Source organism: Halococcus sp. PRR34, from assembly GCF_028617175.1.
Lineage (GTDB): Archaea > Halobacteriota > Halobacteria > Halobacteriales > Halococcaceae > Halococcus > Halococcus salifodinae.
Window position 1 is genome coordinate 179,141 of sequence record NZ_JAQJDA010000002.1, and the last position, 14,580, is coordinate 193,720.

General features: G+C 65.5%; 12 protein-coding genes. 5 read left to right on the forward strand and 7 right to left on the reverse strand.

What is annotated here, in order from left to right:
• Window positions 1-55: 55 nt before the first annotated feature.
• Window positions 56-1,072 carry an alpha-ketoacid dehydrogenase subunit beta gene (locus PHA81_RS04245; protein ID WP_005044565.1) on the reverse strand — a complete coding sequence of 339 codons (1,017 nt, stop codon included), beginning with the start codon at window positions 1,070-1,072 and terminating at the stop codon, window positions 56-58.
• Window positions 1,069-2,217 (reverse strand): pyruvate dehydrogenase (acetyl-transferring) E1 component subunit alpha, encoded by a 1,149-nt coding sequence (gene pdhA / locus PHA81_RS04250; protein ID WP_005044566.1) that lies wholly within the window; start codon window positions 2,215-2,217, stop codon window positions 1,069-1,071. The genes PHA81_RS04245 and pdhA overlap by 4 nt, the downstream gene beginning before the upstream one ends.
• 569 nt (window positions 2,218-2,786) lie before the next feature.
• Between pdhA and PHA81_RS04255 the strand changes: the two genes are divergently transcribed.
• Complete coding sequence (locus PHA81_RS04255; RefSeq protein WP_005044567.1) at window positions 2,787-3,629, forward strand: MBL fold metallo-hydrolase; 843 nt, start codon at window positions 2,787-2,789, stop codon at window positions 3,627-3,629.
• 61 nt (window positions 3,630-3,690) lie between these two features.
• Here the strand turns inward: PHA81_RS04255 and PHA81_RS04260 are convergent, their stop codons facing one another.
• Window positions 3,691-5,055: an Nramp family divalent metal transporter gene (locus PHA81_RS04260; RefSeq protein WP_005044569.1), complete on the reverse strand. Its 1,365-nt coding sequence runs from the start codon at window positions 5,053-5,055 to the stop codon at window positions 3,691-3,693.
• A gap of 258 nt (window positions 5,056-5,313) precedes the next feature.
• Here PHA81_RS04260 and PHA81_RS04265 point away from each other — a divergent pair, with 258 nt between their 5' ends.
• A complete protein-coding gene (locus tag PHA81_RS04265; RefSeq protein WP_005044570.1) occupies window positions 5,314-7,014 on the forward strand; it encodes a thiamine pyrophosphate-binding protein in 1,701 nt (566 codons plus the stop codon).
• A gap of 68 nt (window positions 7,015-7,082) precedes the next feature.
• Window positions 7,083-8,057: an NAD(P)-dependent oxidoreductase gene (locus PHA81_RS04270; RefSeq protein WP_005044572.1), complete on the forward strand. Its 975-nt coding sequence runs from the start codon at window positions 7,083-7,085 to the stop codon at window positions 8,055-8,057.
• Between the two features lie 38 nt (window positions 8,058-8,095).
• Here the strand turns inward: PHA81_RS04270 and PHA81_RS04275 are convergent, their stop codons facing one another.
• Both PHA81_RS04275 and PHA81_RS04280 read right to left on the reverse strand, forming a co-directional pair.
• Entirely contained in the window at window positions 8,096-8,695 is a 600-nt protein-coding gene (locus PHA81_RS04275; protein ID WP_005044573.1) for an HD domain-containing protein, read from the reverse strand.
• Between the two features lies 1 nt (window position 8,696).
• Window positions 8,697-9,431: an EthD domain-containing protein gene (locus tag PHA81_RS04280; RefSeq protein ID WP_005044574.1), complete on the reverse strand. Its 735-nt coding sequence runs from the start codon at window positions 9,429-9,431 to the stop codon at window positions 8,697-8,699.
• A gap of 151 nt (window positions 9,432-9,582) precedes the next feature.
• On the opposite strand from PHA81_RS04280, the gene PHA81_RS04285 reads away from it, so the two are divergent.
• The gene (locus tag PHA81_RS04285) at window positions 9,583-10,851 is read left to right on the forward strand and encodes a M24 family metallopeptidase (RefSeq protein WP_005044575.1); all 1,269 of its coding nucleotides are present in this window, start codon (window positions 9,583-9,585) and stop codon (window positions 10,849-10,851) included.
• Window positions 10,852-11,187: 336 nt separating this feature from the next.
• On the forward strand, window positions 11,188-12,192 hold the full coding sequence (locus PHA81_RS04290; RefSeq protein ID WP_005044576.1) for an LLM class flavin-dependent oxidoreductase: 1,005 nt from the start codon (window positions 11,188-11,190) through the stop codon (window positions 12,190-12,192).
• 27 nt (window positions 12,193-12,219) lie between these two features.
• Here the strand turns inward: PHA81_RS04290 and PHA81_RS04295 are convergent, their stop codons facing one another.
• Window positions 12,220-13,017, reverse strand: a complete 798-nt coding sequence (locus PHA81_RS04295) for an IclR family transcriptional regulator (RefSeq protein ID WP_005044577.1) — start codon at window positions 13,015-13,017, stop codon at window positions 12,220-12,222.
• Between the two features lie 98 nt (window positions 13,018-13,115).
• Window positions 13,116-14,543 carry a sodium-dependent transporter gene (locus PHA81_RS04300; RefSeq protein WP_005044578.1) on the reverse strand — a complete coding sequence of 476 codons (1,428 nt, stop codon included), beginning with the start codon at window positions 14,541-14,543 and terminating at the stop codon, window positions 13,116-13,118.
• Window positions 14,544-14,580: the final 37 nt, after the last annotated feature.

Consider the following 14,580-nt stretch of genomic DNA (forward strand, 5'->3'; position numbering starts at 1 on the left):
GAGAATCTCGAAAATTGCCTTCACCGCGTGTTCGGCACGCTGCGCCGCGATCGCCTCAGAACTCGACGGTTTCGAGGATGCCGTCCTGAATCCGCACCGCTTGAGGCAGATAGTAGTCTTCGAGCGCGTGGAGTGGCATCGGCGCGTCGAGGCCTGCAATCCGCTTTATCGGGGCCTTTTGGTACATGAGCGCCTCTTCCTGAATCGTCGTAGCGATCTCCGCACCGACGCCCGCAGTTTTCGGTGCCTCGTGGACCACCGCCGCACGACCGGTCTTCTCGAACGACGCCACGACGGTCCCGACGTCGAGCGGCGACAGCGTCCGAAGATCGACCACCTCGCAGTCCACGCCGTGCTCGTCGGCGAGGTTGTCGGCGGCGATCAGCGTCGGGCGGGTCATCGCGCCCCACGTGTACACCGAGATATCGGATCCCTCGCGGCGGACCGAAGCCTCGCCCAGCGACACCTCGTAGGAGTTCTGGGGAACGTCCTCGCGGAACGCGCGGTAGATGAGCTTGGGTTCGAGGAACACGACGGGATCGGGGTCCCGGATCGCCGCGGTCAGCAGTCCCTTGGCGTCGGCGGGCGTGCTCGGAATCACTACTTTGAGGCCCGGTTCGTGAACGAAGAAGGCCTCCTTCGACTCGGAGTGGTGTTCGGGCGCGCGGATCCCGCCGCCGTAGGGCGCGCGGACCACCATCGGGCAGGTGTACTGGCCGTGGCTCCGGCTCCGAAGTCGCGCTGCGTGACTCACGAGCTGGTCGAATGCGGGGTACATGAATCCCATGAACTGCATCTCCGCGACCGGCCGCAGCCCCGAGAGCGCGAGCCCGATCGCCGAGCCCACGATCCCCGATTCGGCGAGCGGCGTGTCGACCACGCGCCCGCCGCCGAACTCCTCCATGAGCCCCTCGGTCGCGCGGAACACCCCTCCATTTTTGCCGACGTCCTCGCCGAGCACCATCACTCGGTCGTCGCGCTCCATCTCGGTGTGGAGCCCCTCTCGAACCCCCTCAACGAGTGTCAGGCGCTCGGTCGGCGATCCCGCCTCCGTGGCCGCCGCCGAACTCATCCCAACACCTCCGCGAACGCGTCGTCGCCGTACTTCTCACGGAGCGCGTTCAGCTCGTCGAGCTGTTCTTGGAGCCGATCGGGCGTCTCCTCGTAGACGTGCTCGACCATCCGCTCGGGGGACGTCTCGGCTCTCTCGGCAGTCTCGATCGCCGCGCTGACCTCGTCCTCGACCCGGGCCTCGATCACGGCCTCGCGCTCCGCGTCGAGGACGTCGGTCTGATAGAGGTAGGTTTCGAGGCGATCGAGCGGGTCGCGGTCGCGCCACGTCTCGCTCTCGGTCTCGTCGCGGTAGACCGAGGGATCGTCGGAGGTGGTATGGGCACCGTAGCGGTACTGGACCGACTCGATGAGCGTCGGTCGGCGCTCGTCGTCGGTGGGGGCCTTCGCCTTCTTGATCGCCGCGCGGGTGACCGCGTACACCGCGAGCGGGTCCATCCCGTCGACCCGGACGCCCTCGACGCCGTACGCGTGGGCCTTCTCCGCGATGGTCCCGCTCGCGGTCTGGCGCTCGCGGGGCATGGAGATCGCCCACTGGTTGTTGTTGCAGACGAACACCGCGGGCACGTCGAACACGCCCGCGAAGTTGAGCCCCTCGTGGAAGTCACCCTCGCTGGTCGCGCCGTCGCCGAGGTGACACAGGACGGCCGTGTCGTCGTTGCCCTGAAGGAGCTGTCCCCACGCCATCCCCATCGCCTGGGGGACCTGAGTCGCGATCGGGATGTACTCCGGCATGAGGTTGACGTCCTCCGGCACGGAGTACCCCTCACGGTAGCCTCGGAGCGTTTTCAGTAGCGTCGCGAGATCGGCTCCGTGGACGTACTTCGCGGCGTGGTCCCGATACGTGGGGAACAGCCAGTCCTCGTCGTCGAGCGCGTGACTGGTGGCGACCTGGGATCCCTCCTGACCGGTCATCGGTGCGTAGGTCGCGATCCGCCCCTGGCGCTGGAAGCTCACCGCCCGCTGATCGAAGTGGCGCGCGAGCTTGATGTCCGCGTACATCTCGAGGAGTTCCGCCTCGGACAGCGCCGGCGGCTCGGCGCTCGACAGGAGGTGGCCGTCGTCGTCGAGGACGCGAATGGGCTCGTCGCCTGACTGGGCGGCTCCGATGCTGTGCTGGTAGTCGGCGTCGTCTTGGGTGCTCATTGGTGGTCTGGTTCGGTCGGCTGGCTGTTGGCTGCTCGTTCGGTGCGACATCGGTGAGGACGGTCGAGTGGGCCAGACGTCGTCATCGACGCTCGCTCGAACGGTGGACCGTCACGGTGAGCCCGATCCATCCGGCTGCGACCGGCGAACGAACGCCGCGTCGCGGTCACGATGTACCGGGATGGCGCGTGTTCGGAGATCCGCCAGCATAACTGTAAATTTCCCAATCGCGCTAAGGGCGGCGCTAGAGCGCCACGATGGCTGGATAGCAGCGCGAATCGATGGTTCGCTGGCGGAAACCATACACTCCAATCGTGGGGGATAGAACATAATAGTTTCGTGACTCCAGTTCACACGGAGATACCACCCGGAAATCGCGGAGTTTCTCCGCCGATACCGTCCCACTCTGGCGATAATTTCGAATAGCACGACACGCGAACGACGACTGCTGTTGTGGTGGCGGTGGTAGTGTCACTGGCTATCGACTGTTACGTGTGCCGGAAAACAGCGCTCCTGCTCGTCCGTTTTCCGGCGCAAGATTTTATTCCGTTCCTGCCAGTAAGATCATCATGGAAATAACAGTTCTCGGCACGGGGAGTCCGGTCCCGACACTCGAACGCGCAGGAACGAGCATCGCGATCGAGATCGACGACGAGACGCTGTTGGTCGACTGCGGGCCCGGCACCACCCACCGGTGTATCGAGCACGGCGTCCATCCGGCCGCAATCGAGACGCTGTTTTTCACTCATCAGCACATGGACCACAACGCCGACTTCTTCCACTTCGTCATCGCGAGCTGGTCGCTCGGCCGCGAGTCGCTCACCGTATACGGCCCACCGGGAACCGATCGGCTGCTCGCGGCGCTCACCGACGTCTATCGGGAGGACATCGCCTATCGGAAGCGGTTCTACGACAACACCGGTATCGAGGACATCGAGTGGATCGAGACCGACGACGATCTCGTCGTCGAGGGCGAGGACTGGCGCGCGAGCGCGCTCCGGGTGGACCACTCGATCGAGACCTACGCGTACCGGTTCGACACCGACGCGGGATCGTTCGTGTTCTCGGCCGACACGACGCCCATCTCGTCGCTTTCGGAGTTCGCAGCTGGTGCGGACGTCCTCTTACAAGATGCCTGTGTCGCCCGCGAGACGACGCCACCACGAGATCAGCAGGGCCTCGTCTGGGAGCGGCTTACCGAGCCGATGTCGGATGCGCAGGCCGACCGTCTCTCGCGGACCCACTGCTCGCCCGCCGAGGCCGGCGAAATCGCGGCCGAAGCCGGCGTCGAAACGCTCGTCCTGACCCATCTGCTCCCCTACCGGGACACGGACGCGATGGTCGAGGAGGCGGCATCGGCCTTCGGGGGCGAGATCGTCGTCGCCGAGGACGGAATGACGCTCTCAGTGTAGGTTCACGCCGATCGGGACGGTCACGTGCGGATCGACAGTGAGTCGACGAAAGCCAGTTTTCTCAGCCCACGAGCCCGAGCTGGGCACTCGCGCCGAGCAGCCCGAAGACGATCACGAGCAGTGTGGCGACGGCGTAGTACGCTTTCGCCCCAGAGCCGGGCTGGAACTGGGCGGGGAGGTGCTCACGAACGATGTAGTAGTTGGCGATGTAGTAGAAAAACTGGAAGACCGAGACCATGATCGCCGCCCCCACGACGAGCGTGACCGGTAGCGAGCCGATGACGAGCAGGGGAACGAAGCTGATCACGGCCATCAGAACGACGAGCGTCTTGCGGACCCGCTCGGTGTCCATCTCGCGTTCGAGCACTAGGGGCAGGATGTCGCTCGCGACTCGGGGTGCGCCATCGAGAAGGGTGATGACCGTCGAGTAGAGCGCGGCGAACGCGCCGATGATCATCGCCCAGTAGGCCCACGGCCCGAACGATGCCTCCAGAATGGAGCCGAGCGCGATGGCGAGGTTCTGGTCGGTCGGCGGGTTCGGGTAGAGCACGTTCGCCCCGAGCAGGATCATCGCGACGATGAGGACGAACGTGAACGCGTACGCGAGGTTGAAATCGCGGCGACCAGTCTTGATCCACGCCGCGATGTAGTCGTGGAAGCGCTCGTCGTGGGGATCGAGGTCCCGCTCGCGGAGTGCGCGTGCGCCCTGCTCTTTCGCCATCGACCAGCTCGCGAGGTTGATCGTGGTGCCGAGGCCGGTCGGCGCGAACCCCGCCATCGAGGCGAACAGCCCGAGGAACACCGCCGACCGGAGCTCGGGCACGGCGAATGCGGTCTCGGCGATCACCTCGGCCGAGGGCGGCGCGACGAAGATGCCGAGCACTAACAGGACGCCGAGCAACACGACGAACAGTTTGAGAACCGTTTCGAGCAGGCTGTACCGCGAGGAGACGACGAGGACGGTCGCGACAACGAGGAGGAGAGCGTACGCCGGAAGCCGCCCGAGGCCGGGGACGACCGCCGAGAGGAAACTGGCCGCCGCGACCCCGACCGAGCCGGCAATGATCGTCTGGGGAACGACGACGATGAGCAGCGTCACCCACTGCGCCCAGTGATTTGGTCCCGGTAAGTCGCCGTACCCCTCGACGGGGTTGCGTCCGACGCCGTAGTTGTACCTGACGCCGAGCTCCCAGCCGCCGTATTTCACGAGGAACACCGCCGCCGCGATCCAGATGGCGAAAACGCCGTAGAGCCCGCTGAGCGTCGGTGCGAGCACGATATGGCTCGATCCGATCGCGGTCAGCGCCCACAGCAACGAGGGCCCGAAGTGGTTCCGGAAGAACCCGCCCCAGCTCTCGGCGGGGTAGTTCAGCTCCTCGCCGACTCGTTCCTCCTCCGTCGTCGCGTCATCGATGCTTGTTGCCATACGCCAGCCGACCGAGCGCCACCACAAGTATCTACTGATCACGACGGCGAAACCACGCTGTGAGGACCGTCCATTCTGCGAGAACGTTCGGGTCGGCCGCCGCGTTCCCGAAGCGACCGACAGAACGAAGTTCCCCGGATCGAAACGCAGGTGTATTGCCACACACGAACCCGATTTCGGTCTTGACACCGAGAACACGATCCGCCACCGGCCCTCTCTCCGCCCGTCGTGTGCGGCCAACCAGTTCACCACACAACCATGACGAAAGTTAGCACGGAGATCGTTCGAACTCTGGAACGTCTCGACGTTGAGTACCTGTTCGGCTATCCCGGTGGGCGGGCCATCGAACTCCTCGAAGCACTCGCCGGATCGGACATCGAGGTCGTCAGGCCTCGCGACGAGCGCGAGGCGAGCGTGATGGCCGAGATGTACGGCCGATTCCATCGGAAACCTGGTGTTCTCACCGGCCAGGGGCCGTGGATCGGCTCCATCGGTGCGATCGGCCAGATGGAAGCCAGGCTCGGCTCGTCGCCGATGGTGGCCATTACCGAGGCCTCAGAGCGCGGCGACTACTCGACGCTCGCGCCCTACCAGCAGGCCCGCGGCGACTATGGAGGGTTCGCGCTCCCGAAGATCCTCGACGGCATCACCAAGGAGTGGTGGTTCCCGCGGACGGCGAACGAGACCCTCCGATCCACGCAGCTCGCGTTCAAACACGCCACCGCCGGCCGGCCGGGCCCGACAGCGGTGATTCTCGACGGCGACGCCGTCACCGCCGAAGTCTCCGAGAACGATGACCCGCCCACGCTCTGGTCGCCCGAAGAACAGACGAAAAACTGGGAATCGAGCCCCACAGCGACCGACGTCGAACGCGCGGCCGACCATCTCGCGAACGCCGACCGCCCAGTCATCATCGCGGGCAACGGCGTTCACGCCGCGGGGGCCTACGACGAACTCGAAGCGGTCGCCGAGACCTACGACGCCGTGGTGACGACCTCGTATCTCGGCAAATCGACCATCGCCGAAACCCACGACCTCGCGGCGGGCGTCATCGGCTCCTTTGGCCACGAGGGCGCGAATCAGGCGGTGAGCGAGGCCGACACGCTGCTCGTGGCCGGCTGCCGGCTGAACCCGATGGACACCAATTGGCAGGCAGCATCGTTCATCCGTCCCGACGAGCAGACCATCCTCCACGCCGATATCGACACCCGGAACGCGGGCTGGGTCTACCCTGCCGACGTCGGGCTGATCGGCGACGCGAAGCACAGTCTGAACGCGCTCGGAGAGGCCGCCGCGGCGTTCGCGCCAGGCAACGACTGGGCGCGCGACCGGGCCAGCGACGCCCGCGAGTCGTTCCGGGTCCCCGAATGCGAATCGGACGACGAGCCGATCCTGCCCCAGCGCGCGGTCGCGGCGATCGACGGGATCGTGGACGAGGATACCCTCGTGACCGCGGACTCGGGCAACAACCGGTTTTGGTTGCTCAACTACCTCCAAACGCCCGCCCGGCGGACCTACTTCGGCAGCGGCGGCGTCGGCGGAATGGGGTGGGCCGGCCCCGCAGCGGTCTCGGCGGCGATCACCACCGACAGGGACGTGGTCTCGGTCGCGGGCGACGGCGGCTTCACGATGACGATGACCTGCGTCGAGACCGCGGTCGAGTACGGCGTCGCGCCGACGTTCGTGGTGCTCAACGACACCAGTTTGGGGATGGTGCGCCAGATGGACGACGAGATTCCTGGCGTCGACTTCCACGACACCGACTTCGTTCAGGTCGCCGAGGGGTTCGGGGCCGAGGGACTCCGCGTCCGCTCGCCCGATGACCTCGCGGATCGGCTCAAGGAGGCAAAGGCGGCCGACGTGCCCACCGTGGTCGATGTCCGGATCGACCGCGACGAGGAGATGGTCGACGCGCTCCAGTCGTCCTTTTACGAAGAGGTCGGCGGGCTCCACGAGTAGCCGAGGGCCTCACCCGCTTCACCGGAACAGCACAACCTTTTTGCCGATTTCCGCCGATTCCCGAATCGATGGCAACCAACGAAACCGTCCTCGTGACTGGTGGCACCGGGTTCATCGGCTCCTACGTCGCGAAGGACCTCATCGACGCCGGCCACGACGTGGTCGCGTACGACCTCTCGACCGACGATCGAATTCTCTCGAAGCTCGGCGTTGCGGACGACGTCACGATCCGGCGCGGTGACGTGAGCGAGGCGACGGACGTCGTGAACGCGGTCGCCGAGACCGGTGCGACCCACATCGTCCATCTCGCGGCGCTGTTGACGAACACCGCCGAGTCGAACCCCCGCGCCGCCCTCGACGTCAACGTCCAGGGGACGAGCAACGTCTTCGAGGCGGCGCGCACTCTCGACGATCAGATCGAGCGCGTCGCGTGGGCGTCTTCGGCGGCGATCTACGCCCCGCCGCACAACTACGACGACGGCGGCGACTGGTGGGTCACCGAGGACGATCTCGTCTATCCCGATACGCTCTACGGCGCGACGAAGGGGTACAACGAACACCAGGCGCGCGTCTACAACGAGGAGTACGGCGTCGACCACGTCGCCATCCGGCCGACCGTCGCATACGGTCCCTACCGCGAGACCGGCGGGTCGGCCTTTCTCGCGAACATCATCGAGAAACCCGCGCTCGGTGACTCCTTCTCCGTGGAGTACGGCGACCAGGAGATCGACTGGCAGCACGTCGAGGACATCGCCCAGGCGTTCCGCCTCGCGGCGTTCACTTCCGAAGACGACCTCTCCCAGCGGATCTACAACGTCCGCGGCGAACTCGCATCCATCCAGGAAGCCGCCGACACCGTTCGGGGGATCGTCCCCGACGCCGACCTCGAAGTGAGCGGCGAGGGCGAGCTGCCGTGGACCCAACGCCTCGACATGACCGCGTTCCAGGAGGACACGGGCTACGAGGTACAGTACGACCTCGAAGCCGGCTTCCGGAAGTACATCGACGTGCTCCGCGAGGAGAACGGACTCGACCCGCTCTGATCGCGTTCGGTTCGTTTCACAGCAAACAGACTAAAACCTCAGTCGGTCGTCTGGCTGTACTCGTCGACCCACTCGTTCAGGGTGATCCCCATCGCGGACTGGGTGATGGCGTTCGACGACGCCGAGTTGGCGCTTTTGAGGAGTTCGGCCTCCAGCGTGCGTTTCGGTACTTCCCCAAGGAAGTGGGGGATCGCGCGCTGCACAGTAAGGGGAACGCCGACCTCGTGGGCGAGCGCGTAGCCCGAGAGCGAGTGTGGGATCTCCTCGGAGGCGTAGCGTTCACGGTCGGTCCCCGAGAGGCGTTCGGCGTCGACGTGATCGACGTACTCGTAGCACTTCCCGACGTCGTGGAGCAGGCAGGCCGCGACGAGGACGTCGACATCGGGATCGGCGTCGTGGAACTCGCGCTGGACCCGTGCCGATTCGAGCGCGATCTTCGTCACACCGCGGACGTGCTCGACGTTCGTGATCTCGTGGATGTTCCACGCGTACGGGATGTCTTCGATGTCCTGCCAGCCGCCACGGTCGAGCCCGAGCGTCCACGCCTCGACGACCGCTTCCCTGAGGTCGGCGCTCTCGATCCGATCGAGTTCGGGGTAGGCCTCCCGGACCTGGTTCTCGTAGTCCGGTGTCCCCATCTCAGTACCCCTCGACGTCCTCGGTCTCGTTCTTCCAGACTTTCTCCTCGCCGATGAAGCGGGGGCGGCGTTCGACGTCGAGGAAGTTGTTGACGTCCTCACGGGCCTCCGCAGCCACCTCTCGAGTCGGATCGTAATCCCGGCTGCCCTCGCTGCCGAGGGCCTCGTGGAGATCGTCGAGCGTCTCGAAGTACAGCTCCGCGACCCCGTCGAACTCGGCGTTTTCGGGGTCGGTGGGGTACACAGTTTGATAGCGGACGACACCCTCGATGTCCTTCGCGAGCGGGGAGTGATTGCCCTCCCAGTACTCGCGGAACTCCTCGTGACTCATTCCTTCCTGTCGAACGAGAAACGCCGAGTGCTTGTAGAGCCCGTCGGTCTCGCCGTCCACTTCGTCCTTCCAGACCTTCTCTTCGCCGATGAATCGGGGGCGGCGTTCGACGTCGAGGAAGTTGTTGACGTCCTCACGGGCCTCCGCAGCCACCTCCCGAGTCGGATCGTAATCCCGACTGCCTTCGCTGCCGAGCGCCTCGTGGAGATCGTCGAGTGTCTCGAAGTACAGCTCCGCGAGTCCATCGAATTCGGCGTTTTCGGGGTCGTTTGGATAGACGGTCTGATAACGGACGACACCCTCGATGTCCTTCGCGAGCGGAGAATGGTTTCCCTCCCAGTACTCGCGAAACTCCTCGTGACTCATCCCCTCCTGCCGGACCAGCAACGCGACGTGCTTGAACATCTCATCCGGGCGTTCGGCGGCTCGTGTGATAAAATCACCGGGGTCGGTCGAATCCTGGAGCGGCCGACCGTTCAGTCGTCCGGCTCGATCCGCTCGGCTTTGCCGAGGTGGTGGGATTTATGTACGATCTGGCGAACCATCCAGACGAACGATGTACGAACGAAGCTTCATGGAGGGAACGCGGGGAACTCAAGCTGTGGACTGGGAGGAGCGCATCGACGTCAAGCGCATGCGCGAGGAGCGCTACGAGAAGGCCCTGGAACGACTCCAGGACTCGGAGCTCGGCTCGATGCTCCTGGTCTCGGACCCCAACATCCGGTACGTCACCGGACTCGCGATGACTGGCGGAAGCGGGGCGGACCACTACACGCTGCTCACCGAGAACGGTGACGTGGTCCACTGGGACACCGCGGATCACGCCTCGAACCAGCGATTCAACTGCCCGTGGCTCGACGACATCCGGTACGCTGCCCCTGGTCTCGGGAACGTCCCGCGCGCGTCGGGCCGCGACTCCGCGCGCGGCTTCCTGACCCAGAAGATGGCGAGTCTCGTCGAGGAGGCGATGGCGGAGTACGGCGTCGCCAAGGAACCGATGGGGCTCGACGTCGGGAGCACAGGACTAGTCGACGCCTTCGAGTCGGACGGCGTCGACGTTCGGACGAAGGAGTGCGTCGACCTGATGCACGACGCACGAAAGATCAAGACCAAAGACGAGATCGAGTGTCTCCGAATGGTCGCGGCGATCTGCGAGGCGGGGTTCCAGAAGATCACCGAATCCGCCCGGCCAGGCAAGCGCGAATCCGAGGTCTGGGGCGACGCGGTGGGCGAACTCTGGCGACACGGCGCGATGGCCCAGGGCGGGTACGTCACCAGCGGGCCGAACACGTGGCCGAAACACCAAGCGAACACCACCGACCGGATGATGCGACCGGGCGACATCGTCTACGCCGACTTCTACAACATCGGCTATCTGGGGTATCGGTCCTGCTACTACCGCACGTTCTCGATGGGTGAACCCACGCAGGCCCAGCAAGACGCCTACGAGACCGCCCGCGACAACCTCTACGACGTCCTCGAACGCATCGAGCCAGGCGCGACCACCGACGAGATCGCGCAGGGGTTCCCGGACATGGAAGGCGAGCACGCCGACTGGTACGACGCCGACGAGCACTGGCAGATGACGACGAATCACTGGGCGCACGGCCTCGGCCTTCAGCTCTACGAGGTCCCGCTGATCTGGCGGGGGCTCTCGCCGGAGCACCCGATCGAGATCGAGGAGGGGATGACGATGGCGGTCGAGACGATGGAGCCGGCCGATCGTCAGGGCGTCCGGGTCGAGGAGATGGTCGTCGTCCGCGAGAACGGCGTCGAAATCTTGAGTCAATGGCCAGTCGAGGAGATCACCCGAATCGACTACTGAGAAGAAACACGGAATCCACTTCGAGTGATCCGCTGCAGAATCCGCAGTCGAGAACTGGTGCGTCTGGACGATCCCGATGCAAATGAGAGACCGCAGGCCACACCCTCCCCAACCGACTGCGCTCCTCGCTCGCTTCGCTCGCTGTGGTGCTCATCCCTCGTGCGAGTCGCGCGTCTTCGACGCGCTCACGGGTCGCTTTCGCTCCCCGTTCACGTCCGCGGCCCTCTCTTCGGTCGCGCCGCGCTCCGCTCCCACGCGCCACCGCGCCTCAATGTGAGGAAAGCTCCACCGACAGCATAGAAACGTTTAGCAGGCTGCGCCCGCCATTGACGACAAATGCAACTCGGTACCGGACTGTTCACCGGCCAGCGCCGCCCCGACGACGACCGATCGATGAGCGAGCTCTACGACGAGATGCTCACGCTCGGGCGCGCGATCGACGACGCCGGACTCGACAGCGCGTGGGTCTCCGAGCACCACTTCGCCGAGGACGGCTATCTCTCGGGGACGATGCCCGTTCTCGGGGCGCTCGCGGCCGCCACCTCCGACATCGAGATCGGGACGTGCATCGCGCTCGCGCCGCTCTATGATGGCGTCCGTCTCGCCGAGGACGCCGCGACGGTCGACCTCCTTTCCGATGAGCGGCTCACACTCGGTCTCGCGATCGGGTCGAACCCCGACGAGTTCGAGCAGTTCGGCGTTCCGATCGAGGAGCGCGCCGAGCGGCTTGCGGACCAAGTGAACCTTCTCCGGGCGGCGTGGTCCGACGGTCCACTCGATTACGACGCCGAGTTCCACGACGTCGCGCCCGACGTCACCGTGACCCCGAAACCCGATCGTGAGGTTCCGCTGATGCTCGGCGGCGCGGCGAAGCCGGCTGTCAGGCGGGCCGCCCGGACCGCCGACGCGTGGTGTGCGCCCTCGAAGCTCTCGCTCACCGGGCTGGAAAAGCGCGTCGAGGACATTCGTGATGTTCGCGCCGAGGAGGACATCGACGGCGAGTTCACAGTCTATGCGCTCCAGCACGGCTGGGTCGGCGACTCGCGCGAAGAGGCGTGGGAGACGATGAAACCAGGCTACTTCTACATACAGCGCCGCTACGCCGAGATCTTCTCGGGCGAGCCGGTCGATGAGCTCCCCGACGAACGCAAACAGGAATTGAAAGACCAGGCGATCTTCGGCACGCCCGACCAGGTCGCCGACGAGCTCGACCGCTACCGCGAGGCCGCTGGCGACGACGTTCACTGCGTGTTCCGTACGTACCACCCGGGTGTCGGCACCGACGCGATGGCCGAGTGTATCGAGCGACTCGGCACCGAAGTCGCACCGAAACTCCGCTGAGACAAGGTCGTCGGCGGTCGTGCGGCGTTACTCGGGTCGGCCGCCCTCCTCGTTCGAGGCGTACCGGAGGTGGATGTGGATCTCGTCGATCGCGGCGAGCAGTTTGTCGGGCAGCTCCTCTCGGAGGAGGTCGCCTTTCACCCGATTCGCGGGACCGGAGATGCTGATCGCGCCCACCGGATAGCCGTCGGCGTCGCGGATCGGCGCGCCGACCGCGTTCAGCCCCGTGATCGACTCCCCACGATTGAACGCGTAGCCGCGCTCGTCGATCCCGTCGAGTTCGCCGAGCAGCTCGTCGCGCTCGGTGATCGTGTGCTCGGTCTGTTCGGGGAGGCCACAGTGATCGAGAACGTCCCGAACTTCTTCATCGGGGAGCTGTGAGAGGATCGCCTTCCCGGCGGCGAGCTGGTGGAGATATCGTCGCTGGCCGACCCGTGCGGAGGTTTCGAGCGGGTTGTCGCCGTAGGACTTGTAGAGGTGGACGCTGAAACGGCCGTCCTTCGCGACCAGCCAGACCTTCTCGTCGGTCTCGGACGCCAACCGATCGACGAGCGGGCGGGCGGCGTGATAGAAGTCGATCCGGTCGCGCGCGCGCATCCCGAAATCGAGCAACCGGAGTCCGAGGTGGTACTCGCCGTCCGTCCGACGGACGAGGTCGTTGTCTTCGAGGGTCAGGAGGTGGCGATGGATGGTGCTTCGGGCCATCTCGAACTCGTCGGCGAGTCCCGCGAGACTCAGCCGTCCGTTGGCCTTCAGGAGTTCGAGGATCCGGATGGAGGTTTCGGTGGTGGTTACCGGACGATTCGACCGTTCGTTGCCGGACATGCCGAGGGGTATGTAGCTGCCCGTATTGGGCTTTGTGGACCACGACGATGCGAGACACCCCAACCGAACCGCAGCCGCGAAACGGGGGCGCGATGGCGTCAGTCGGCCGCTTCAGCCGTCCCGGTCCGACCGCTTCCCTCGACCCAGCGAACGAGGCCGACGAACGGGATCCCGGTGAGGAGCGCGAGTCCCGCGATCGCCATCGTCGAAAGCGAGAGCCCGGCGAAGTCGACGATCGACGAGTAAAACGAGAACAGGAGGAAGAGCGGGAACACCGTGCCGATCGCGTACCGCCACGGGGTGGCGAGCGCTCGTGCGATCGATCCCGCACCCTTCGTGAACTCCGCAACAGCCTCGTCGCCGAGCACCCACGCGGCGTAGATCATGAATCCGATCAGTCCGAGGGTCATGAGCTGACTCACGAGCGGGCCGGCGACGAACGCGAAAATCCCTCCGTTGAACGCGTTGATCGCGCCGGTTCCGAGGACGAGCACGAACAGACCGAGGGTGACCGGCGTGCGGTCGTACCCGAACTCGTCGACGACGTACGACACCGGGATCTCGAGCATGCTGATCGAACTCGACAGCGCCGCGAACAACACCACGAGGAAGAACGTCGCGCCGATGAACCGTCCCGCGGGAAGCTCGGCGAACGCCCCGGCGATACTCACGAACAGCGCGCCCGTCCCGCCGCCGGTCGGCCCGCCGACGACCGAGAACAGCAGCGGGAACACCACGAGACCGGCGAGCACGCCGATCCCGAGGTTCAAGACTGCGATGATCGAGCCGTCGGCCGGGAGCGAGCGATCCTCGCCGAGATACGACGCGTAGGTCAGCATCGTTCCACCGCCGATCGAGAGCGTGAACAGCGCCTGACCGGCCGCCGCGCCGAGCACCGCCACGAAGTTGTCGGCGAGATACCCGCCGTCAAAGGAGAGGAAGAAGTCGTAGCCCGCGGCTGCGTTCGGCTGCTGGAACGCCCACACCGCGAGGGCGGCCAGCAACACCACGACCGCGGGCATCATGACCTTCGTGGTGGCCTCGATCCCCTTGCGGATGCCGGCGATGACGACCAGTGCGGTCAAGACGAGAAAGACCACCTGAAAGCCGAACGCCTGGAGACCGAAGTCGATACTGCTGAAGTGGGCTTCGGGCTGGGCGAAGTACGCGCCGGTGAAACTCTCGAGGAAGTACCGGAGCACCCAGCCGCCGACGACGCTGTAAAACGAAACCAGCACGAGCGAGGTCACGATACAGAGCCCGCCGAGCGCGGTCCAGCCACGGCCACCGCGGAGCGACTCGAACGCACCGACCGGGTTGCGGTTCGCACGCCGGCCGATCACGAACGCCGCGAGGAGGCCGGGAACGCCGACGCCGAGCACGATGAACAGATACGTAACCAGAAACGCGCTCCCGCCGTTTTCGGCCGTCATCCACGGAAATCGCCAGATGTTACCGAGTCCCACGGCACTGCCGACTGCCGCGAGAATGAAGCCGACCCGCGTTGCCCAGGTGTCGCGTGTCATGTTACCCCAAGCGAGAGGTACTGCCATCAAAAGCCTT

Bases quoted from the DNA above. Each gene is read 5' to 3' on its own strand.
- PHA81_RS04245 (WP_005044565.1), bottom strand. From the start codon at position 1,072: ATGAGTTCGGCGGCGGCCACGGAGGCGGGATCGCCGACCGAGCGCCTG.
- PHA81_RS04290 (WP_005044576.1), top strand. From the start codon at position 11,188: ATGCAACTCGGTACCGGACTGTTCACCGGCCAGCGCCGCCCCGACGAC.
- PHA81_RS04280 (WP_005044574.1), bottom strand. From the start codon at position 9,431: ATGTTCAAGCACGTCGCGTTGCTGGTCCGGCAGGAGGGGATGAGTCAC.
- PHA81_RS04255 (WP_005044567.1), top strand. From the start codon at position 2,787: ATGGAAATAACAGTTCTCGGCACGGGGAGTCCGGTCCCGACACTCGAA.
- PHA81_RS04295 (WP_005044577.1), bottom strand. From the start codon at position 13,017: ATGTCCGGCAACGAACGGTCGAATCGTCCGGTAACCACCACCGAAACC.
- pdhA (WP_005044566.1), bottom strand. From the start codon at position 2,217: ATGAGCACCCAAGACGACGCCGACTACCAGCACAGCATCGGAGCCGCC.
- PHA81_RS04285 (WP_005044575.1), top strand. From the start codon at position 9,583: ATGTACGAACGAAGCTTCATGGAGGGAACGCGGGGAACTCAAGCTGTG.
- PHA81_RS04265 (WP_005044570.1), top strand. From the start codon at position 5,314: ATGACGAAAGTTAGCACGGAGATCGTTCGAACTCTGGAACGTCTCGAC.
- PHA81_RS04300 (WP_005044578.1), bottom strand. From the start codon at position 14,543: ATGACACGCGACACCTGGGCAACGCGGGTCGGCTTCATTCTCGCGGCA.
- PHA81_RS04260 (WP_005044569.1), bottom strand. From the start codon at position 5,055: ATGGCAACAAGCATCGATGACGCGACGACGGAGGAGGAACGAGTCGGC.
- PHA81_RS04270 (WP_005044572.1), top strand. From the start codon at position 7,083: ATGGCAACCAACGAAACCGTCCTCGTGACTGGTGGCACCGGGTTCATC.
- PHA81_RS04275 (WP_005044573.1), bottom strand. From the start codon at position 8,695: ATGGGGACACCGGACTACGAGAACCAGGTCCGGGAGGCCTACCCCGAA.